Here is a 16851-nt window from a genome sequence, read left to right on the forward strand (position 1 = left end):
GGCGGGCCGCGCCGGCCGAAGCGCCGTCGGCGACCCCGCGCAGATGCCTGGCGCAAAAAAAAGAGCCGGAGCGGTTCGCTCCGGCACGTCGAAATGACTTTAACGTCAAAAAAGAGGAGAAGTGGAAGCCGGTACGGGCGCTTCCGGTCTGTCTGAGTGCTGGCTCGGCGATTAGTTCAGTTGAATTGCCGACATCGCCGACCCGAGCGTTCGGCTGGTTACTGCGGACGCGCTTGCGCCGTCGCGCGCAGGAAAATTTCCACGCGACGGTTCTTGGCCCGGCCGGCTTCCGTGCTGTTGTCGGCAACCGGCTGCGTGTCGCCGCGGCCTTCGGCGCTCAGGCGCCCGCGCGCGACGCCCCGGTCGGCCAGGTAGTTGACGACGCTCTGGGCGCGATGGCGCGACAGCGTCATGTTATAGCTCGGGTTGCCGGTGCTGTCGGTATGACCGACCACGGTGCCGACGATCTGAGGGTTCTGGTTCAGCGTTTGGGCGACCTGGTCGAGCACGTTGCGGAAGCTCGGCTTGATCACCGCGCTGTTGGTATCGAACGAGATCGAGCTTGGGATATTGACTTTCAGGGAGCCGTCCGGCTGCTCGGAAATCTGTGTGCCGGTGCCCTGTGTGGCGCCGGTCAGTTTTTCCTTGATGCCCGTCCAGTTGTAGCCGACCGCGCCGCCTGCGGCCGCGCCGACCGCAGCGCCCACCAGCGTGCCGGTGGTGTTGCCGCCGATCAGGTTGCCCAGCCCCGCGCCGATCGCAGCACCGACGCCCGTGCCGACGGCGGTTTGGTTTTGCTGCTGCGTGGCACAGCCGGCCAACAGTGCAGCACCCAGGGTTGCGGCCAGCGCCGCCTTACCGATTGTTCTTTTCATGGATGGCTCCAATTGGAAAATGCCTGGAAGATCGCGCGCTCGACAGGGCTATTATCTGAACAAGCGCCGCGAACCCCTACAATAATGGCAGAGCCGGCCTGCGGCACGCAACAATGTGCGGTCCGGCAAGCCGCCGCCTGTGCGCATGCTAGTGCAACCACAGGGGCAGAAGTGTTACAAGTTGTTAACTACGCGCCACCGGGGGTGGCCGCGCGGGCAGCCGCGCGTTAATCGAGGACAGGCATGGATCTGAACAGCATCAACCAGGCGCTGCAAGGTGTGATCGACCCGGACACGGGCACCGATCTGGTCAGCGGGAAATACATCAAGCAAATCAAGGCCGACGGCGGCAAGGTCTTGTTGAATATCGAGTTCGGTTATCCGGCACGCAGCCAGTTCGAAGCGATGCGCGAGCGGGTGGTGCAGGCGGTGCGGGCCGTGCCCGGCGTCAGCGAAGTCAGCGTGCAGATCGAGCAGCGGATCGTCGCCCACGCGGTGCAGCGTGGCGTCAAGTTGCTGCCGAACGTCAAAAACATCATTGCGGTCGCCTCCGGCAAGGGCGGCGTGGGCAAGAGCACCACGGCAGTCAACCTGGCGCTCGCGCTGGCCGCCGAGGGTGCGCGCGTCGGCATCCTGGATGCCGACATCTACGGCCCGTCGCTGCCGACCATGCTGGGCGTGCACGGCAAGCCGCAGTCGCAGGACGGCAAGACGCTGGAGCCGCTCGAAGGACACGGACTGCAGGCCAGTTCGATCGGCTTTCTGATCGAACCCGACAACCCGATGGTATGGCGCGGCCCGATGGTCACGCAGGCGCTCGAGCAACTGCTGAACCAGACCAATTGGCGCGACCTCGATTATCTGGTGGTCGATATGCCGCCGGGCACCGGCGACATTCAGCTCACACTGGCGCAGAAAGTGCCGGTGACCGGCGCGGTGATCGTTACCACGCCGCAGGATATCGCCCTGCTCGATGCGCGCAAGGGCTTGAAGATGTTCGAAAAGGTCGGCGTGCCGATCCTGGGTATCGTCGAGAACATGAGCATGCACATCTGCTCGAATTGCGGCCACCAGGAGCCGATTTTCGGTGCCGGCGGCGGCGAGCGCATGTGCGCGGAATATGGCGTCGACCTGCTGGGCAGCCTGCCGCTGGATATCCATATCCGCGAACAGGCCGACGCCGGCCAGCCGACGGTGGTGGCCGATCCGAACGGCCCGATCGCCGCGGTGTACCGCCAGGTGGCACGGCGCGTTGCCGTAAAAATTGCCGAGAAGGCCAAGGACATGACCGGCAAATTCCCCAACATCGTGGTGCAGAACACCTGACGCGAGAGCGTTGGCGCGGCACCCGCGGCAGGTCGCGGAAATCTCCGTCAGGACGGTGGCGCTCCGGGGTGTCCGGGATGCCGCCATCGTCTCGCGAATCGCGTAAAATGTCGCCTTCTTTGACCCTTCACGGGATTCCCGCGCCTTATGTCTATCAAGTCCGACAAGTGGATTCGCCGCATGGCGCAAGAGCATGGCATGATCGAGCCGTTCGAGCCGGGTCAGATCAGGCACTCCGCCGACGGCCACAAGATCGTCAGTTACGGCACCTCGAGCTACGGCTACGATATCCGCTGCGCGGCGGAATTCAAGATTTTCACGAATATCAACTCGACGATCGTCGATCCGAAGAATTTCGACGAGAAATCCTTCGTCGATTTTTCGGGCGATGTCTGCATCATCCCGCCGAATTCGTTTGCACTGGCGCGCACGGTCGAGTACTTCCGCATCCCGCGTAATGTTCTGACGGTATGCCTGGGCAAGTCCACCTATGCGCGTTGCGGCATCATCGTCAATGTCACGCCATTCGAGCCCGAGTGGGAGGGCTACGTGACGCTGGAGTTCTCTAACACGACACCGCTGCCGGCCAAAATTTACGCCAACGAGGGCGTCGCCCAGGTGCTGTTTTTCGAGTCCGATGAAGTTTGCGACGTGTCCTACAAGGATCGTGGCGGAAAATATCAGGGGCAGCGCGGCGTCACGCTGCCGAAAACCTAGTGCGTTGCGCTCGCGCAAGACTGTTCATCAAGGCAAGCCAGCCATGAGAGCCAGGGCCGCAGCGGTCGCTGGCTCGTTTTTTTCAAGGAAAGGCCATGAAATTCCGTTTTCCGGTCGTCATCATCGACGAGGATTTTCGTTCAGAGAACATTTCCGGCTCGGGAATCCGTGCGCTTGCCGAGGCGATCGAGGGCGAAGGGATGGAAGTGCTGGGGCTGACCAGTTACGGCGATCTGACTTCATTTGCCCAGCAGGCCAGCCGGGCCTCGAGCTTCATTCTCTCGATCGACGACGATGAGTTCGGCACGTTCGGCAGCGGCGGGGCGGCGGAGGGCGAACTGGCCCTGGCCGTAATCAATCTGCGCGCCTTCGTGCAGGAGGTGCGGCGCCGCAACGCCGATATCCCGATTTTCCTGTACGGCGAGACGCGCACCTCGCGCCACATCCCGAACGATATCCTGCGTGAGCTGCATGGTTTCATTCATATGTTCGAGGACACGCCCGAGTTCGTCGCGCGTCATATCATCCGCGAAGCAAAGGCGTACCTGGACGCGCTGCCGCCGCCGTTTTTCCGAGCGCTTACCCATTACGCTGCGGACGGTTCGTACTCCTGGCATTGCCCTGGGCACTCGGGCGGCGTGGCATTTCTCAAGAGCCCGGTGGGCCAGATGTTCCACCAGTTCTTCGGCGAAAACATGCTGCGCGCGGACGTGTGCAACGCGGTCGACGAACTCGGACAACTGCTCGATCACATGGGGCCGGTGGCGGCCTCCGAGCGCAATGCCGCGCGCATTTTCAACGCCGATCATTTGTTCTTCGTGACCAACGGCACGTCGACTTCCAACAAGATCGTCTGGCACGCGACGGTGGCGCCGGGCGACATCGTGCTGGTCGATCGCAATTGCCACAAGTCGATCCTGCACGCGATCACGATGACTGGCGCGGTGCCGGTGTTCCTCACGCCCACGCGCAACCACTTCGGCATCATCGGGCCGATTCCAAAATCGGAGTTCGAACCCGAAAACATCCGCAAGAAGATCGCCGCGAACCCGCTGGCCGCCGAAGCGCTGGCGCGCGACCCGAACGTGCGCCCGCGCATCCTGACGATCACGCAGAGCACTTATGACGGCGTGATCTACAACGTCGAGACGATCAAGGAACTGCTTGGCGACATGACGGACACGCTGCATTTCGACGAAGCGTGGCTGCCGCATGCGTCGTTCCATGAGTTTTACCGCAATATGCACGCGATCGGCGAGGGGCGGCCGCGCTCGTCGAAGGCGGTGGTCTATGCGACCCACTCGACGCACAAGCTGCTGGCGGGCATCTCGCAGGCCTCGCAGATCGTGGTGCAGGACGCCGAGGCGCGCTATTTCGATCAGCATCGCTTCAATGAAGCTTATCTGATGCACACGTCGACCTCACCGCAGTACGCGATCATTGCCTCGTGCGACGTCGCCGCGGCGATGATGGAGCCGCCCGGCGGCACCGCGCTGGTCGAAGAGTCGATCATGGAGGCAATCGACTTTCGGCGCGCGATGCGCAAGGTCGGCGACGAATACGGCGACAACTGGTGGTTTTCCGTTTGGGGTCCTGAATACCTGGCTGAAGAGGGTATCGGCGAGCGCGACGATTGGGTGCTCAAGGCCAACGAACGCTGGCACGGTTTCGGCGCGCTGGCCGATGGCTTCAACATGCTCGACCCGATCAAGGCGACCATCATCACGCCGGGGCTGGATGTCGACGGCGAGTTCGGCGAAACCGGCATTCCGGCGGCGATCGTCACCAAATACCTGGCCGAGCACGGCATCATCGTCGAGAAGACCGGCTTGTATTCGTTCTTCATCATGTTCACCATCGGCATTACCAAAGGCCGCTGGAACAGCATGGTGACCGAGCTCCAGCAGTTCAAGGACGATTACGATCACAACCGGCCCCTGTGGCGCGTGCTGCCCGAGTTCGTCGCAAAGTACCCGCGCTATGAGCGCATCGGCCTGCGTGACCTGTGCGAACAGATTCACAGCGTTTACAAGGCCAACGACGTGGCGCGCGTCACCACGGAAATGTATCTGTCCGACATGCAGCCGGCGATGAAGCCGACCGATGCGTTCGCCAAACTGGTTCACCGCGATATCGATCGGGTGCCGATCGATGAACTCGAGGGACGTGTCACCAGCATGCTGGTCACGCCCTATCCGCCGGGTATTCCGCTGCTGATTCCGGGCGAGCGTTTCAACGCCGGCATCGTCAAGTATCTGCAGTTCGCACGCGATTTCAACGAGCGCTTTCCTGGCTTCTACACCGACATCCACGGTCTGGTGATCGAGGAGATCGACGGCCGCATGGAGTATTTCGTCGATTGCGTGAAAGCCTGAAACCGACCGGCCGGCCTCGCCGGCCGAGCTGGCCGCGAATCGTGGCGACCCCATGATGGTCGCCACGATTCGCGTCGATGCCCCCGTCTTGGCCGCGTCAATGGCCCAACCGCCTGCGAAAATTGTGACATTTCTTAAGTGCGAGCGGGATGATTCTATAAATGCATAGAGACTGAGCCGTTTGCTGATTTTCGGCCGACTTCTGCCTGGAGAGCGCCGCTACACTACGCTGCGTTTCTCACATAAGGATAGGGGGAATGTTGCATTTCGGCACTGACGGCACACTCGTGTGCGCCTCCCTGGTTTTGCTGCTCGGACGTAAGCTGGTCACGTGGACCCCGCCGTTGCGCGCGTACAGTATCCCGGAGCCAGTGGCTTGGGGGACTGCTGGTGGCGCTGCTGTTGTTGCTCGCGCGCAGCGTGGCCGATGTTCAGGTGAGTTTCGATACCTCGCTGCAAACGCCATTGATGCTGGCGTTCTTTGCCACCATCGGGCTCAATGCCAACCTAGCCAGCCTCAAGGCCGGGGGGCGCACGATGGCGGTTTTCCTGGTGGTGGTCCTGGGATTGCTGATCCTGCAGAACACCATCGGCATCGGTCTGGCCAGCGCCCTGGGACTCTCCCCCGCGCTGGGCCTGCTCAGCGGCTCGATTACGCTGTCGGGCGGGCACGGCACCGGGGCGGCATGGGGTGACGTGTTCAGCGACAAGTTCGGCCTGACGTCGTCCACCGAAGTGGCCATGGCCTGCGCGACCTTCGGTCTCGTGCTGGGCGGCCTGATCGGCGGGCCGGTCGCGCGGGTGCTCATCAAGCGGGTGCGCGTGCCCGGCAATGGCGGCGAAGCGTCACCCATGCCCGCCGGCAAGGATGACGATCCGATTGGTTTCGAGCAGCCCAAGGCTGTGCGCCTGATCACCGCGTCGTCGGTGATCGAGACGCTTGCGCTGATCGCCGTCAGCCTGTCGACCGGCGGCGTGCTTGCCGGCCTGCTCAAGGGCACGGCCCTGGAGCTGCCGACCTTCGTCTGCGTGTTGTTTGCCGCCGTCATCCTGCGCAACGGCCTGGCGCTGCTGGCTGGTACCAGATCTTCGAGCGGGCTGTGTCGGTACTCGGCAACGTCAGCCTGTCGCTGTTTCTGGCGATGGCATTGATGAGCCTGCGGTTGTGGGATCTGGCCGCGTTGGCACTGCCGGTGTTGCTGATTCTCGGTGTGCAGACGCTGGCGATGGCTGCCTATGCGATTTTCGTGACGTTCCGCGTGATGGGCCGAAATTACGACGCGGCGGTGCTCGCTGCCGGGCATTGCGGCTGCGGCGCGAGCGTCGATTGAATGTCGCGCGTGGCGATGCGGCCTCCGGCGGATCGAAGCCCGAGGCCGCTTTTGTTTTCTTATTGCTTCAGTTTCGCGCGGGCCGCGGCAATCGCCTGCGTGACCTGATCGGGCGCAGTGCCGCCGATATGATTGCGGCTTGCCACCGACCCCTCGAGCGTCAGGTAATCGAACACATCGGTTGCGACCAACGGCGAAAATGCCTGCAGCTCGGCCACCGTCAGATCCGCCAGATCGATACCTCGATCCGCGCAGACCCGCACCGCATGAGCCACGGCCTCGTGCGCGTCGCGAAATGGCAGGCCCTTCTTGACCAGGTAGTCGGCCAGGTCGGTGGCGGTCGAGAATCCCTGCAGCGCGGCGTTGCGCATCGCCTCGGGTTTGACGGTGATGCCGGCGACCATTTCGGCGAAGATGCGCAGCGTATCGGCGACCGTGTCGACCGTGTCGAACAGCGGTTCCTTGTCTTCCTGGTTGTCCTTGTTGTAGGCCAGAGGCTGGCCTTTCATCAGGGTCAGCAGAGCCATCAGGTGGCCGTTGACGCGCCCGGTCTTGCCGCGCGCGAGTTCCGGCACGTCGGGATTTTTCTTTTGCGGCATGATCGAGCTGCCGGTGCAGAAACGGTCGGCGATGTCGATAAAGCCGACGCGCGGGCTCATCCACAGCACCAGCTCCTCGGAAAAGCGCGAAACGTGCGTCATGATCAAGGCCGCCGCGGCACAGAATTCGATCGCGAAATCGCGATCGGATACGGCGTCGAGCGAGTTGCGGCAAACTTCGTCGAAACCGAGGGTTTTCGCCACGCGTTCGCGGTCGATCGGATAGCTGGTGCCGGCCAGCGCGGCCGCGCCCAGCGGCAGTCGGTTGGTGCGCTTGCGGCAATCGGCCATGCGCTCGCTATCGCGGCTGAACATTTCGACGTAAGCGAGCAGATGATGGCCGAAGGTCACCGGCTGGGCCACTTGCAGGTGCGTGAAGCCGGGCAAAATGGTGGCGGCATTGCGCTCGGCCAGATCCAGTAGCGAGCCACGCAACTGAGCCAGCAGCTCGCCGATGCGGTCGATTTCGCTGCGCAGCCACAGGCGGATGTCGGTGGCCACCTGATCGTTGCGCGAGCGCCCGGTATGCAGCCGCTTGCCGGCGTCACCGATCAAGTGTGTCAGCCGCGCCTCGATATTCAGATGCACATCCTCGAGATCGAGCGACCACTCGAACTCGCCGCGCTCGATTTCACCGCGAATCTGCGTCAGCCCGCGCTGAATATCGGCCAGATCCTGAGCGCTGATGATGCCCTGGGTAGCCAACATGTCTGCGTGTGCCAGCGAACCCTCGATGTCGAACAACCCGAGTCGCTTGTCGAAAAATACCGAGGCGGTATACCGCTTGACCAGCTCGGACATGGGTTCGGAAAAGCGGGCCGACCAGGCCTCGCCTTTTTTGGAGAGTTGGGATGTCATCTTAGTCAGGCGTCAAGAAATAGGGAGCCGGCCTGCCGGCATGTCCGGCGGATCGAACGACAGGCGAATCGGTGGATTATAGCAACCGCGGCCTGCTGGCGGGCGCCCATCGGGGCCGCCGGCGGGCGCGGGCGCGTTACCGGCCGGCGCAAACGCCGTGCAGCGCCTGTTCCAGCGCCGCGCGGTGCAGCTTGTCGAGGTGTGCCTGGTGGGCTTGTTCCCGGGCGGCGCGAATCACACGCGCGGCGCACGCGGGGCGCGGCAGCGCCGTAATGGGCGCCGCTTGGGCCAGTCCGTCGAGCAGATCCACGGTCAGACGATCCAGGCGCGGGCGCAGGTCTTTAACCAGGTCGGGCGCCGGGCCCGGGGGCGGGCCGCCGCGGCGCCAGCGATCGAGCAGCACCGACTGAATCAGTTTGCTCGCGGCAATCTGGTTTTCAAAAAACTGGCGGGCCTGGGCGGGCTTTACGCCGTGCGCGGGCGCCTGGCGTTCGACTTCGGCCAGCAGGGCCTGCTCGCGCGCGGTGTCTTCGACCGGTTTGTGCGACTGCCATTTGGCGCGGGCGACTTCATCGCCGACGTGCAGACGTTCGATGACCGCATGCAGCAGGGGATCCAGCGCGGGGTCGCCGGGTGTGCGGGCCCAGGCCCGTGCGGTGCCGAGTAAAACGAGCAGCGACAGTGCGCCGCTCAGGGCAATACGTGAATAGTGAGACATGGCATTAGGTGCGTCAGGTGGCGGGGAGCACCGCGCCATGATAAATCACCGGGCCAGTCGGGCCATTCGGGTCGGGCGACCCGCCCAGTGGCTCGACGCTGATGGCCAACGCCGGGAATTGCGGCGCCTGCGCCAGGCGCAGCACCAGCGGGCCCTGCTCGGGCAGGACGCCGAGCGAATGCGGCCGGCCTCCGCTGGGCAGGCCCCACAGCTGCAGGCTCTGATTCGGCTTGAGTGGATAGTTGGCCAGCCGCTCGAGCACCAGCGTGCGCTGGGCCGGATTCCAGCTCACCAGCATGCCGGCATGAGCCTGATTGTCGTTGAGCACGGCCACGTATCGGGGCGCCTGCGCGGGCGAGAGACCGGGCAGCAGGCTGCGCACGGCAAACACGACGGCAATCACCGTCGCAAGCGAGGCGGCGAGGGCCCATTTGCGCCAGAAATCGAGGCGCGACCAAAGTGGCACGGCGCTCACAGCGGGTGCCGCCGGCGGCACGCCCTCCAGGGCAAGTTGCCGGCGCACGCCGTGCCAGACGTGAGCGCCGGGCGCATGCGGAGGTATCAGTTCGGGCAGGGCCGCCAGACGATCCTGCCAGTCCAGCAGCGCGCGTCGCACGGTTTGGTCGCGTTGCGCCAGCGTCTCGAGCCGCCGTCGCGCGCCCCCGCGCAGTGTGCCCAGCGCGTATTCGGCCGCCAGGCGGTCAAGCAGATCCGGATGGTGGGCGGGATTCATCTCAGCCCTCCAGGCAGGTTTTGAGTTTGGCCAGGCCGCGCCGGATCCACGATTTGACCGTGCCGAGCGGCGTTTGCATGATTTGCGCCACATCCTGGTGCGGCAGCTCGCGCAGGTACGCCAGCGCGATCGCCTGGCGCTGCGCGACTTCCAGTGTGTCGAGACAGTGCCCGAGCCGGGTCGCGCCCTGGCTCAGCAGCGCGCGTTCGGCGGGATCGGGCTCGAAGCTCGGCAGCAGATTGTCCAAGGTGTCATTCCATTCCGTTTCATGGTCGCCGACGCGACGCAAATAATCGAGCGCGCGATGGCGCACGATCGTGCTCATCCACGTCATCGGTGCCGACAGGCCGGGGCGGTAATCCTTGGCAAAGCGCCATATGTTGATATAGCTCTCTTGCAGCACTTCCTCGGCCCACTCGCGCTTGATCAATATACGCAGCGCAAGCCCAAATAGTTTCGCGGCAGTCAAATCGTAGAGAGCGTGGAGCGCATCGGCGTCCTGCCGGGCAACCTGCTCGATGAGTTTCAGCAGGCGGCCGCTATCGGCCTCGGACGTCACGGTTGTCGTAGGAATTGGCACGCATGTCACCCGAAATAGATGCCGCTATCTTAGCGGAATTCGTCGCATCAAGACATGGCTTGCATCCAGTCGGCGAGTCCTTGCGTATATGAGGCAGGGAGGTGCTCCCTTAATGGTGCTAACAAAACCCGGACCGCTGCCCAACCGCTCGCGGGCGGGGCCGTCTGGCCGGATTTTGTTGGCGCGTCTTCACACAATGGAGGTTGCCATGCAAGACAATAAACTTGAAAAAGAAGGTCGGCGCGGTTTCATGCGGACTCAGGGGCTGATTACATTGGGCACGATGGCGGCGGTGACGCTGGGCCGCAGCGGCGGCGCCTGGGGGGCGACGATGTCCAAGAATCCCGAGAGCGATGTCTCGATCCTGAATACCGCGCTGGCGCTCGAATACCAGGCAATCGCGGCCTATCAAGTGGGCGCGCAAAGCGGCTTGCTGCAAAAGCCGGTACTGGACGTGGCCGTCAAATTCCAGGGCCAGCACAAGGCGCATGCGCAAGCGCTCGCTGGATTGATCCACAAGATGGGCGGCTCGCCAGTGGAGGCCATGAAGGTTGCCGACTATCATTTCCCGGTGGAAAAACTCAAGACGCAGGCCGATGTGCTGCAGTTCGCCGCAGGCCTGGAGAAGGGCGCCGCCAGCGCATATTTGGGTGTCGTTCCGGTGTTCCACGACAAGGACCTGTCCAAGGCGGCCGCCAGTATTCTGGGCGACGAAACCATGCACTGGGCGATCCTGCTCAATGCGCTGGGTCAGGATCCGGTGCCGGCTGCCTTCATTGGCTGAGTCGGTTATCTGGCGATGACGGGGCGGGCACGCGCGCTGGCAAACTGCGCGCGCGCCCGGCTGCTATGAGCAATTAGCCTGTGTTGCGCAGGCCCGCGGCAATGCCGTTGATAGTCAGGTGGATGCCGCGCCGCACGCGTTCGTCGCTGGTGCCGGAGCGATGCCGCCGCAGCAGTTCGACCTGCAGGTGATTGAGCGGATCGAGATAGGGGAAGCGATTCTTGATCGAGCGCGCCAGCAGCGGATTGTCGGCCAGCCGTTGCGCCTGGCCGGTGATCAGCGACAGCGCGTGGGCGGTGCTTTCCCATTCCTGCACGATCCGGCTGAAAACCGTAGTGCGCAATTCGGCGTCGGGTACCAGTTCGGCATAGCGGGAGGCAACCGCCAGATCGGTTTTGGCCAGCACCATGTCCATATTGGACAGCAGGTTGGCGAAAAACGGCCAGCGCTTGTACATCTGCTGCAATAACGACAGGCGCCTGGCGCGCTCGGTGTCGTCCTTGCTGGCGTCCAGGTAAGCCTGCACGGCGCTGCCGAAGCCGAACCAGCCGGTCAACAGCAAGCGGCATTGACCCCACGAGAAACCCCATGGAATCGCTCGCAGGTCTTCGATGCGGCGATGGTTCGGATCATTGAATTTGCGCGAGGCCGGACGAGAGCCGATATTGAGCTCGGCGATTTCGGCAATCGGCGTCGCGGCGAAAAAATAATCCTTGAAGCCAGGAGTCTCGTAGACCAGCGCGCGGTAAGCCGCGAACGCCTCGTCCGACAGGGTCTGCATGACTTTTTCGAAGGTGGCCAGCCGCGCCGGCTGATTGCGGTTGGGCAGTAGCGTGGCCTCGAGCGTGGCAGCGACGATGGTCTCGAGATTGCGCCGGCCGATTTCCGGGTTGGCGAACTTGCTGGCGATTACTTCGCCCTGCTCGGTCAGACGGATGTGGCCGTTGACGGTACCCGGCGGCTGCGCCAGGATGGCTTGATAGGTGGGGCCGCCGCCGCGTCCGACCGTGCCGCCGCGGCCATGGAACAGCCGCAGGCGAATGTGCTTCTCGCGGAACAGGTTCACCAGCGCCAGTTCGGCCTTGTAGAGTTCCCAGTTCGACGTCAGGAAGCCGCCGTCCTTGTTGCTGTCGGAGTAACCGAGCATCACCTCCTGTTCTCCGCCCTGGTGCGCGACGATGGCCGAAAAGCCGGGCAACTCCAGCAAGGCGCGCATGATGTCGGCGGCATTGCGCAAGTCGGCGATGGTTTCGAACAGCGGGATCACCATCAGATTCATCGCGGCCGGATGCGCGGTGTTGCCGAGTTGGCCATGCCACAATCCGGTTTCCTTCTGCAGCAGCATGACTTCGATCAGGTCGCTGACCGTCTCGGTGTGCGAAATGATGTAGTTGCGCACGGCACGCCCGCCGAAGCGCGCGCGAATCTCGCGTGCGGCCTCGAATACCGCCAGCTCGCCTCGCACGCGCTGCGAATACTCGATATGCGGGGAGAAAAGCGGACGCGGCTGCGCGAGCTCGCGCAGCAGCAGGGCAAGTTTTTCATCTTCGGACAACTTGGCGTAGTCTTTTTCCACGCCGGCCTTGGCCAGCAACTCCGCAATGACGGCCTCGTGCACGTCGGAACTCTGGCGCAGATCGATGCTCGCCAGGTGAAAGCCGAACACCTCGACCGCCCGGACCAGCGGCCCCAGGCGTGGTGCGATGAGGGCGGCGCCGTGTTGACTGGTCAGCGATGCCACGATGGTCTGCAAGTCACTGGCGAATTCTCGTGCATCGGCATAGACCGGCGCCGGACCGACCGCCACGCGCGGCGCCTGGTAGCCGAGCAGCGCGTGGGCCGTCGCGGCCAGGCGTGCGTAGATGCCGATAAGGGCGCGCCGATACGGCTCGTCGGCGCGATGCGGCGAATCGTCCGGCGAGCGCTCGGCCAGTGTCTTGAGGGCGTCGCTGGCGCCGGCCAGCAGGTTCGACACCGACAGTTCGGCCCCCAGCGCGTGCACCTGATCCAGGTAGTAATTGAAAATTTCGGTGGCCTGCCGGGTGATGGCCAACTGCAGGGTCGGGGCGGTCACGTTCGGATTGCCGTCGCGGTCGCCGCCGATCCAACTGCCCATTTGCAGGAACGGCGCCAGGGTGGAGGCCGGAATGTCGGGAGCGGACTGCTTGAGCAGTTCCTCGACGTCGCCGTACAGCGCCGGGATTTCACTCAGGAATGTCGTGCGGTAGTACGACAGCGCATTTTCGATTTCGTCGGCCACGGTCAGGCGGGCGCCGCGCAGCATGCGGGTTTGCCACAGCGAGGTGACCTTGGCGCGCATCAGGCTCAGGGAGTGCGAGCGCTCACGCGCGGTCAGCGGCTGGTCGAGCGAGGCCAGCAGTCGTGCGATATCGCGCTCCGCATCGAGAATACTCTTGCGCTGCACCTCGGTCGGGTGCGCGGTCAGGACCGGCACGATCAGGGCGCTGGCGAAAAACGCCTGCAGCGCCTGATTGCCTCCGGGCTGGCTGGCGCTCCAGGTGGCCAGCGCGTGAGCCAGGCTGCCGGCTTGCGGACGGGAGCCCGCCAGCGCGTGGACGCGACGGCGCCGATTGTGATGGCGATCTTCGGCGATGTTGGCCAGGTGCGAAAAATAGCTGAAGGCGCGCACCACCGCCATGGTCTGCTCGGGGGTCAGACCATTGAGAATCGCATCGAGCGCCTCGGCGGCCGCCCGGTCATCCTCGCGGTGAAAGCGCACGGCCTTCTGGCGAATCCGCTCGACCAGCTCGAAAGTCGCGTCGCCCTGCTGTTCGCGCAGCACGTCGCCGAGCAGGCGACCCAAGAGGCGAATGTCTTCCTTGAGCGGGGCGTCCTTGTCTTCGCGTGTGCGCCGCGTTGCGCGCTGTTTCGTGTCTCCTGCCGATGCGCTACTGTCCATGCTGTTTCCTTGGTGATGCGTGATACCATTTTCTCTTATAAGAAATTGCAGAACGATTTTGACCGTTCGGCGCCGCGGCCCGAAATTGCCGGCGCCCATGGCGCCCGGCCCGTCACGAGTGCGGCCCGATCGAGCAACAACTTCCTGATACCCACGCGATGTCGATGAATTTCTCCGCTGCCCCTCAAACCCTTGTCATTGCCTCACGCGAAAGCCGCCTGGCGATGTGGCAAGCCGAGCACGTACGTTCCACGCTGCAAAAATTATATCCGGATTGTGAAATCACAATTCTCGGCATGACCACGCGTGGCGACCAGATCCTCGATCGGACGCTGGCCAAGGTCGGTGGCAAGGGACTTTTCGTCAAGGAACTCGAAGTCGCATTGACGGACGGACGGGCCGATCTGGCGGTGCATTCGCTCAAGGATGTGCCGATGCAATTGCCCGAGGGATTTTGTCTGGGTGCGATTCTTGCGCGCGAGGATCCGTGCGATGCGCTGGTCTCGCCGCGCTATGCGGCATTGGCTGACCTGCCGCCCGGCGCGGTGGTCGGCACCTCCAGCCTGCGCCGCGAGATGAGCCTGCGCGCGCGCTTCCCGCACTTGCAGGTCAAGCCGCTGCGCGGCAATCTGGACACGCGCCTGGGCAAGCTCGATCGTGGCGACTATGACGCCATCATTCTGGCGGCAGCCGGGCTCAAACGGCTCGGTCTGGGCGAGCGCATTCGCGCGATACTGCCGCCGGAGGACAGCCTGCCGGCTGCCGGGCAGGGCGCGCTGGGCATCGAAATCCGCAGTGACCGGCCCGCATTGCGGCAGTGGCTGGCGCCGTTGCACGACGAGCCAACGGCGATGGCGGTCAGCGCCGAGCGGGCCGTCTCGCGCGCGCTCGGCGGCAGCTGCCAAATTCCGCTCGCGGCGTTTGCCTGCCGCGATAACGAACAATCCCTGCATTTGCGCGCGTTCGTGGCGGCCATCGATGGCAGTCGTACGCTGCACGCTGAAGACGCCGCGCCGGTGCGCGACGTTGCGGACGCCGAAGCGCTCGGCCAGCGTGTCGCGCAGCGCCTGATCGATGACGGCGCGCTGGCGCTGGTGCAGCAAGCCGGCGGCGCGATGTGAGCGCCGCGGCCGCATGCCCGGCTTTCGGCGCGCACAGCCCCGCGGCGGTGCTCACGCGACCGGCCGGGCAGTCGGCATGGCTGGCCGGGCAACTGGCGGCATGCGGCATCGAGCCGCTCGAATTCCCGCTGCTCGAGATTTTGCCGACGCCGGACGATATGCCGCTGCGCACCGCGCTGGCCAATCTGCCCCAATACACGCTGGTCTGCTTCGTGTCGCCCAACGCGGTGCGGCACGCGCTCGAGAAGCTGCCGCACGTCTGGCCGGGGCACGTTGCCGCGGCCGTCGTCGGTCCGGGCAGTGCCGCTGCGTTGGCCGAGTTCGGTGTCGCCGCGCCCGGCGTGCAGGTGTTTCAGCCAGCGGCGGGGCCAAACGCGCGGTTCGATTCGGAAGCATTGCTCGCGGTGCTGCCGCTCGCTCGGCTCGCTGGGCGGCGAGTGCTGCTGGTGCGCGGCGATGGGGGGCGCGATTTGCTGCTCGACCGCTTGCGCGAAGCAGGGGCCCTCGTCGATGTCGTCAGCGCCTATGTCAGGCGGTGCCCGGCGCCGGCCGAGGCCCTCTGGCGCGCACTGGACGGGCTGCTCGTCAGCGACCGACCGACCTCGCTCGCGCTGACCAGCTCTGAGGCCGTAGGTAATTTGGACGCGCTGGCCCGAGCGCATTTCGATACCGTCGGACTGGCCCGTTTGCATCGGATCGATTGCTTTACTTCGCATGAGCGCATCGCAAAAACCGCACGGGCCGCCGGGTTTGGTAGGATTACGCTGTGCGGCGCCGGCGATCGGAATCTCCTGCAGGCGCTAAAATCGTGGGCGAACCCCTACCTTGCAAAGCATGCCGACCGATAATCAAGCATCCAATTCGTCCCAGGCCGCGCCTGCCGCTGCCCCCTCATCCGCGTCCATCGACGCTCCGGCGCCCAGGCATCGCGGCGGCGCCGTGCTGCCGTGGCTGCTGCTCGTGCTCGTTGCGGCGGGCGCTGCCGCGGGGGGCTGGGCGCTCAACCAGAAGATCGGACGGGTCGAGCAGGCAATGGCCAAGCGCCAGCAAGTCGCCGACTCGGATATCTTGCAGGCCAAACTAAAAACCGAGCAGGCACTCGATACGCTGCGCGACGTGCAGAGCCGGCTGACCGCGCTCGACACCCGGGTGGCCAATGACAGCGGCCAGCAGGCCGCGCTGCAGCAGCTTTACCAGGATTTGTCGCGCAATCGCGACGCATGGGTGCTGGCCGAAACCGAACAGATCGTTTCGAGCGCGAATCAGCAACTGCAGCTGACCGGCGATGTGCACGGCGCGTTGCTGGCGCTCGAGGGGGCCGATGCCCGCCTGGCTGGCACCGGCACCGCGCTGGCCACGGTGCGCGCGGCGCTCGAGAAAGACATCGCGCGCCTGAAGTCGGTGTCCGCACAGGATATTCCCCAACTGGCGGGCAAGCTCGATCAGGCCATCGCGCAGATCGACAGTCTGCCGCTGCAGGCCGAATACGTGGCTCCGGCCGGCAATGCCGGGCCGGTTCAGGCGCCTGCGGCGACATTGAGCCAGTGGCGCCTGTGGTGGCATCAACTGGTCGACCAACTGGGCGCGAGTCTCAAGCAATTGATTCAGGTCCGCCGTCTGGACCAGCCCGACGAGATGCTGGTCTCGCCATCGCAGGGCGCCTGGCTGCGCGCCAACCTCAAATTGCGCCTGCTCAATGCGCGCCTGGCATTGCTGGCGCGCAATCAGAAGGACTTGCATGCCAACTTGCGCATGGCGCAAACTGCTCTGGGTAAATATTTCGACGTGAAGTCGGAGCGCACGCAAGCGGTGCAGGCCCTGCTCACGCAGGTCGATAGCGGGGCCAATGCGGTCGAGTTGCCGACCTTGGCGGGCAGCCTGAGCGCCATCGCCCAAGTCAAAATCAAGAACTGA

Annotated in this window: 13 protein-coding genes and 1 pseudogene; 8 read left to right on the forward strand and 6 right to left on the reverse strand. The window is 64.3% G+C overall.

The features are described 5' to 3' along the window. Window positions 1-218: 218 nt before the first annotated feature. Window positions 219-875: a YiaD family glycine zipper/OmpA-like lipoprotein gene (locus PATSB16_RS03810; protein WP_047212711.1), complete on the reverse strand. Its 657-nt coding sequence runs from the start codon at window positions 873-875 to the stop codon at window positions 219-221. A gap of 243 nt (window positions 876-1118) precedes the next feature. Here PATSB16_RS03810 and apbC point away from each other — a divergent pair, with 243 nt between their 5' ends. The 4 genes and pseudogenes from apbC to gltS all read left to right on the forward strand — a co-directional run bounded on the left by apbC (window position 1119) and on the right by gltS (window position 6624). Next, window positions 1119-2201, forward strand: a complete 1083-nt coding sequence (gene apbC, locus PATSB16_RS03815) for an iron-sulfur cluster carrier protein ApbC (RefSeq protein ID WP_047212712.1) — start codon at window positions 1119-1121, stop codon at window positions 2199-2201. Window positions 2202-2348: 147 nt separating this feature from the next. After that, window positions 2349-2918 carry a dCTP deaminase gene (gene dcd / locus PATSB16_RS03820; protein ID WP_047212713.1) on the forward strand — a complete coding sequence of 190 codons (570 nt, stop codon included), beginning with the start codon at window positions 2349-2351 and terminating at the stop codon, window positions 2916-2918. A 95-nt stretch (window positions 2919-3013) separates the two neighbouring features. Continuing rightward, entirely contained in the window at window positions 3014-5293 is a 2280-nt protein-coding gene (locus PATSB16_RS03825; protein WP_047212714.1) for an arginine/lysine/ornithine decarboxylase, read from the forward strand. Between the two features lie 435 nt (window positions 5294-5728). Beyond that, window positions 5729-6624, forward strand: a pseudogene (gene gltS, locus PATSB16_RS21075) (sodium/glutamate symporter). Window positions 6625-6683: 59 nt separating this feature from the next. On the opposite strand, the gene argH reads toward gltS, so the two are convergent. From argH to PATSB16_RS03850, 4 genes are all read right to left on the reverse strand, one after another. Next, window positions 6684-8081: an argininosuccinate lyase gene (gene argH / locus PATSB16_RS03835; protein WP_047212715.1), complete on the reverse strand. Its 1398-nt coding sequence runs from the start codon at window positions 8079-8081 to the stop codon at window positions 6684-6686. 136 nt (window positions 8082-8217) lie between these two features. Continuing rightward, a complete protein-coding gene (locus tag PATSB16_RS03840; RefSeq protein ID WP_047212716.1) occupies window positions 8218-8799 on the reverse strand; it encodes a chorismate mutase in 582 nt (193 codons plus the stop codon). 13 nt (window positions 8800-8812) lie between these two features. After that, the gene (locus PATSB16_RS03845) at window positions 8813-9532 is read right to left on the reverse strand and encodes an anti-sigma factor (RefSeq protein WP_047212717.1); all 720 of its coding nucleotides are present in this window, start codon (window positions 9530-9532) and stop codon (window positions 8813-8815) included. A gap of 1 nt (window position 9533) precedes the next feature. Beyond that, window positions 9534-10112, reverse strand: a complete 579-nt coding sequence (locus PATSB16_RS03850) for an RNA polymerase sigma factor (protein WP_237170291.1) — start codon at window positions 10110-10112, stop codon at window positions 9534-9536. 208 nt (window positions 10113-10320) lie between these two features. Between PATSB16_RS03850 and PATSB16_RS03855 the strand changes: the two genes are divergently transcribed. Beyond that, window positions 10321-10896, forward strand: a complete 576-nt coding sequence (locus tag PATSB16_RS03855; protein ID WP_237170292.1) for a ferritin-like domain-containing protein — start codon at window positions 10321-10323, stop codon at window positions 10894-10896. Window positions 10897-10969: 73 nt separating this feature from the next. On the opposite strand, the gene ppc is transcribed toward PATSB16_RS03855, so the two are convergent. Then, the gene (gene ppc / locus PATSB16_RS03860; protein ID WP_047212720.1) at window positions 10970-13816 is read right to left on the reverse strand and encodes a phosphoenolpyruvate carboxylase; all 2847 of its coding nucleotides are present in this window, start codon (window positions 13814-13816) and stop codon (window positions 10970-10972) included. A gap of 164 nt (window positions 13817-13980) precedes the next feature. On the opposite strand from ppc, the gene hemC reads away from it, so the two are divergent. The 3 genes from hemC to PATSB16_RS03875 are packed head-to-tail and all read left to right on the forward strand — an operon-like array spanning window position 13981 to window position 16851. Continuing rightward, window positions 13981-14937 (forward strand): hydroxymethylbilane synthase, encoded by a 957-nt coding sequence (gene hemC / locus PATSB16_RS03865; protein WP_047212721.1) that lies wholly within the window; start codon window positions 13981-13983, stop codon window positions 14935-14937. Beyond that, entirely contained in the window at window positions 14934-15785 is an 852-nt protein-coding gene (locus tag PATSB16_RS03870) for a uroporphyrinogen-III synthase (RefSeq protein ID WP_052892561.1), read from the forward strand. The genes hemC and PATSB16_RS03870 overlap by 4 nt, the downstream gene beginning before the upstream one ends. Beyond that, complete coding sequence (locus PATSB16_RS03875; protein ID WP_052892562.1) at window positions 15772-16851, forward strand: uroporphyrinogen-III C-methyltransferase; 1080 nt, start codon at window positions 15772-15774, stop codon at window positions 16849-16851. Before PATSB16_RS03870 ends, PATSB16_RS03875 begins: the two co-directional genes overlap by 14 nt.

This window comes from Pandoraea thiooxydans, assembly GCF_001931675.1.
GTDB classification, from domain to species: Bacteria; Pseudomonadota; Gammaproteobacteria; order Burkholderiales; family Burkholderiaceae; genus Pandoraea; species Pandoraea thiooxydans.

Excerpts from the sequence above, each read along its gene's own strand:
- PATSB16_RS03810 (WP_047212711.1), bottom strand. The coding sequence starts at position 875 with ATGAAAAGAACAATCGGTAAGGCGGCGCTGGCCGCAACCCTGGGTGCT.
- apbC (WP_047212712.1), top strand. The coding sequence starts at position 1,119 with ATGGATCTGAACAGCATCAACCAGGCGCTGCAAGGTGTGATCGACCCG.
- dcd (WP_047212713.1), top strand. The coding sequence starts at position 2,349 with ATGTCTATCAAGTCCGACAAGTGGATTCGCCGCATGGCGCAAGAGCAT.
- PATSB16_RS03825 (WP_047212714.1), top strand. The coding sequence starts at position 3,014 with ATGAAATTCCGTTTTCCGGTCGTCATCATCGACGAGGATTTTCGTTCA.
- argH (WP_047212715.1), bottom strand. The coding sequence starts at position 8,081 with ATGACATCCCAACTCTCCAAAAAAGGCGAGGCCTGGTCGGCCCGCTTT.
- PATSB16_RS03840 (WP_047212716.1), bottom strand. The coding sequence starts at position 8,799 with ATGTCTCACTATTCACGTATTGCCCTGAGCGGCGCACTGTCGCTGCTC.
- PATSB16_RS03845 (WP_047212717.1), bottom strand. The coding sequence starts at position 9,532 with ATGAATCCCGCCCACCATCCGGATCTGCTTGACCGCCTGGCGGCCGAA.
- PATSB16_RS03855 (WP_237170292.1), top strand. The coding sequence starts at position 10,321 with ATGCAAGACAATAAACTTGAAAAAGAAGGTCGGCGCGGTTTCATGCGG.
- ppc (WP_047212720.1), bottom strand. The coding sequence starts at position 13,816 with ATGGACAGTAGCGCATCGGCAGGAGACACGAAACAGCGCGCAACGCGG.
- hemC (WP_047212721.1), top strand. The coding sequence starts at position 13,981 with ATGAATTTCTCCGCTGCCCCTCAAACCCTTGTCATTGCCTCACGCGAA.
- PATSB16_RS03875 (WP_052892562.1), top strand. The coding sequence starts at position 15,772 with ATGCCGACCGATAATCAAGCATCCAATTCGTCCCAGGCCGCGCCTGCC.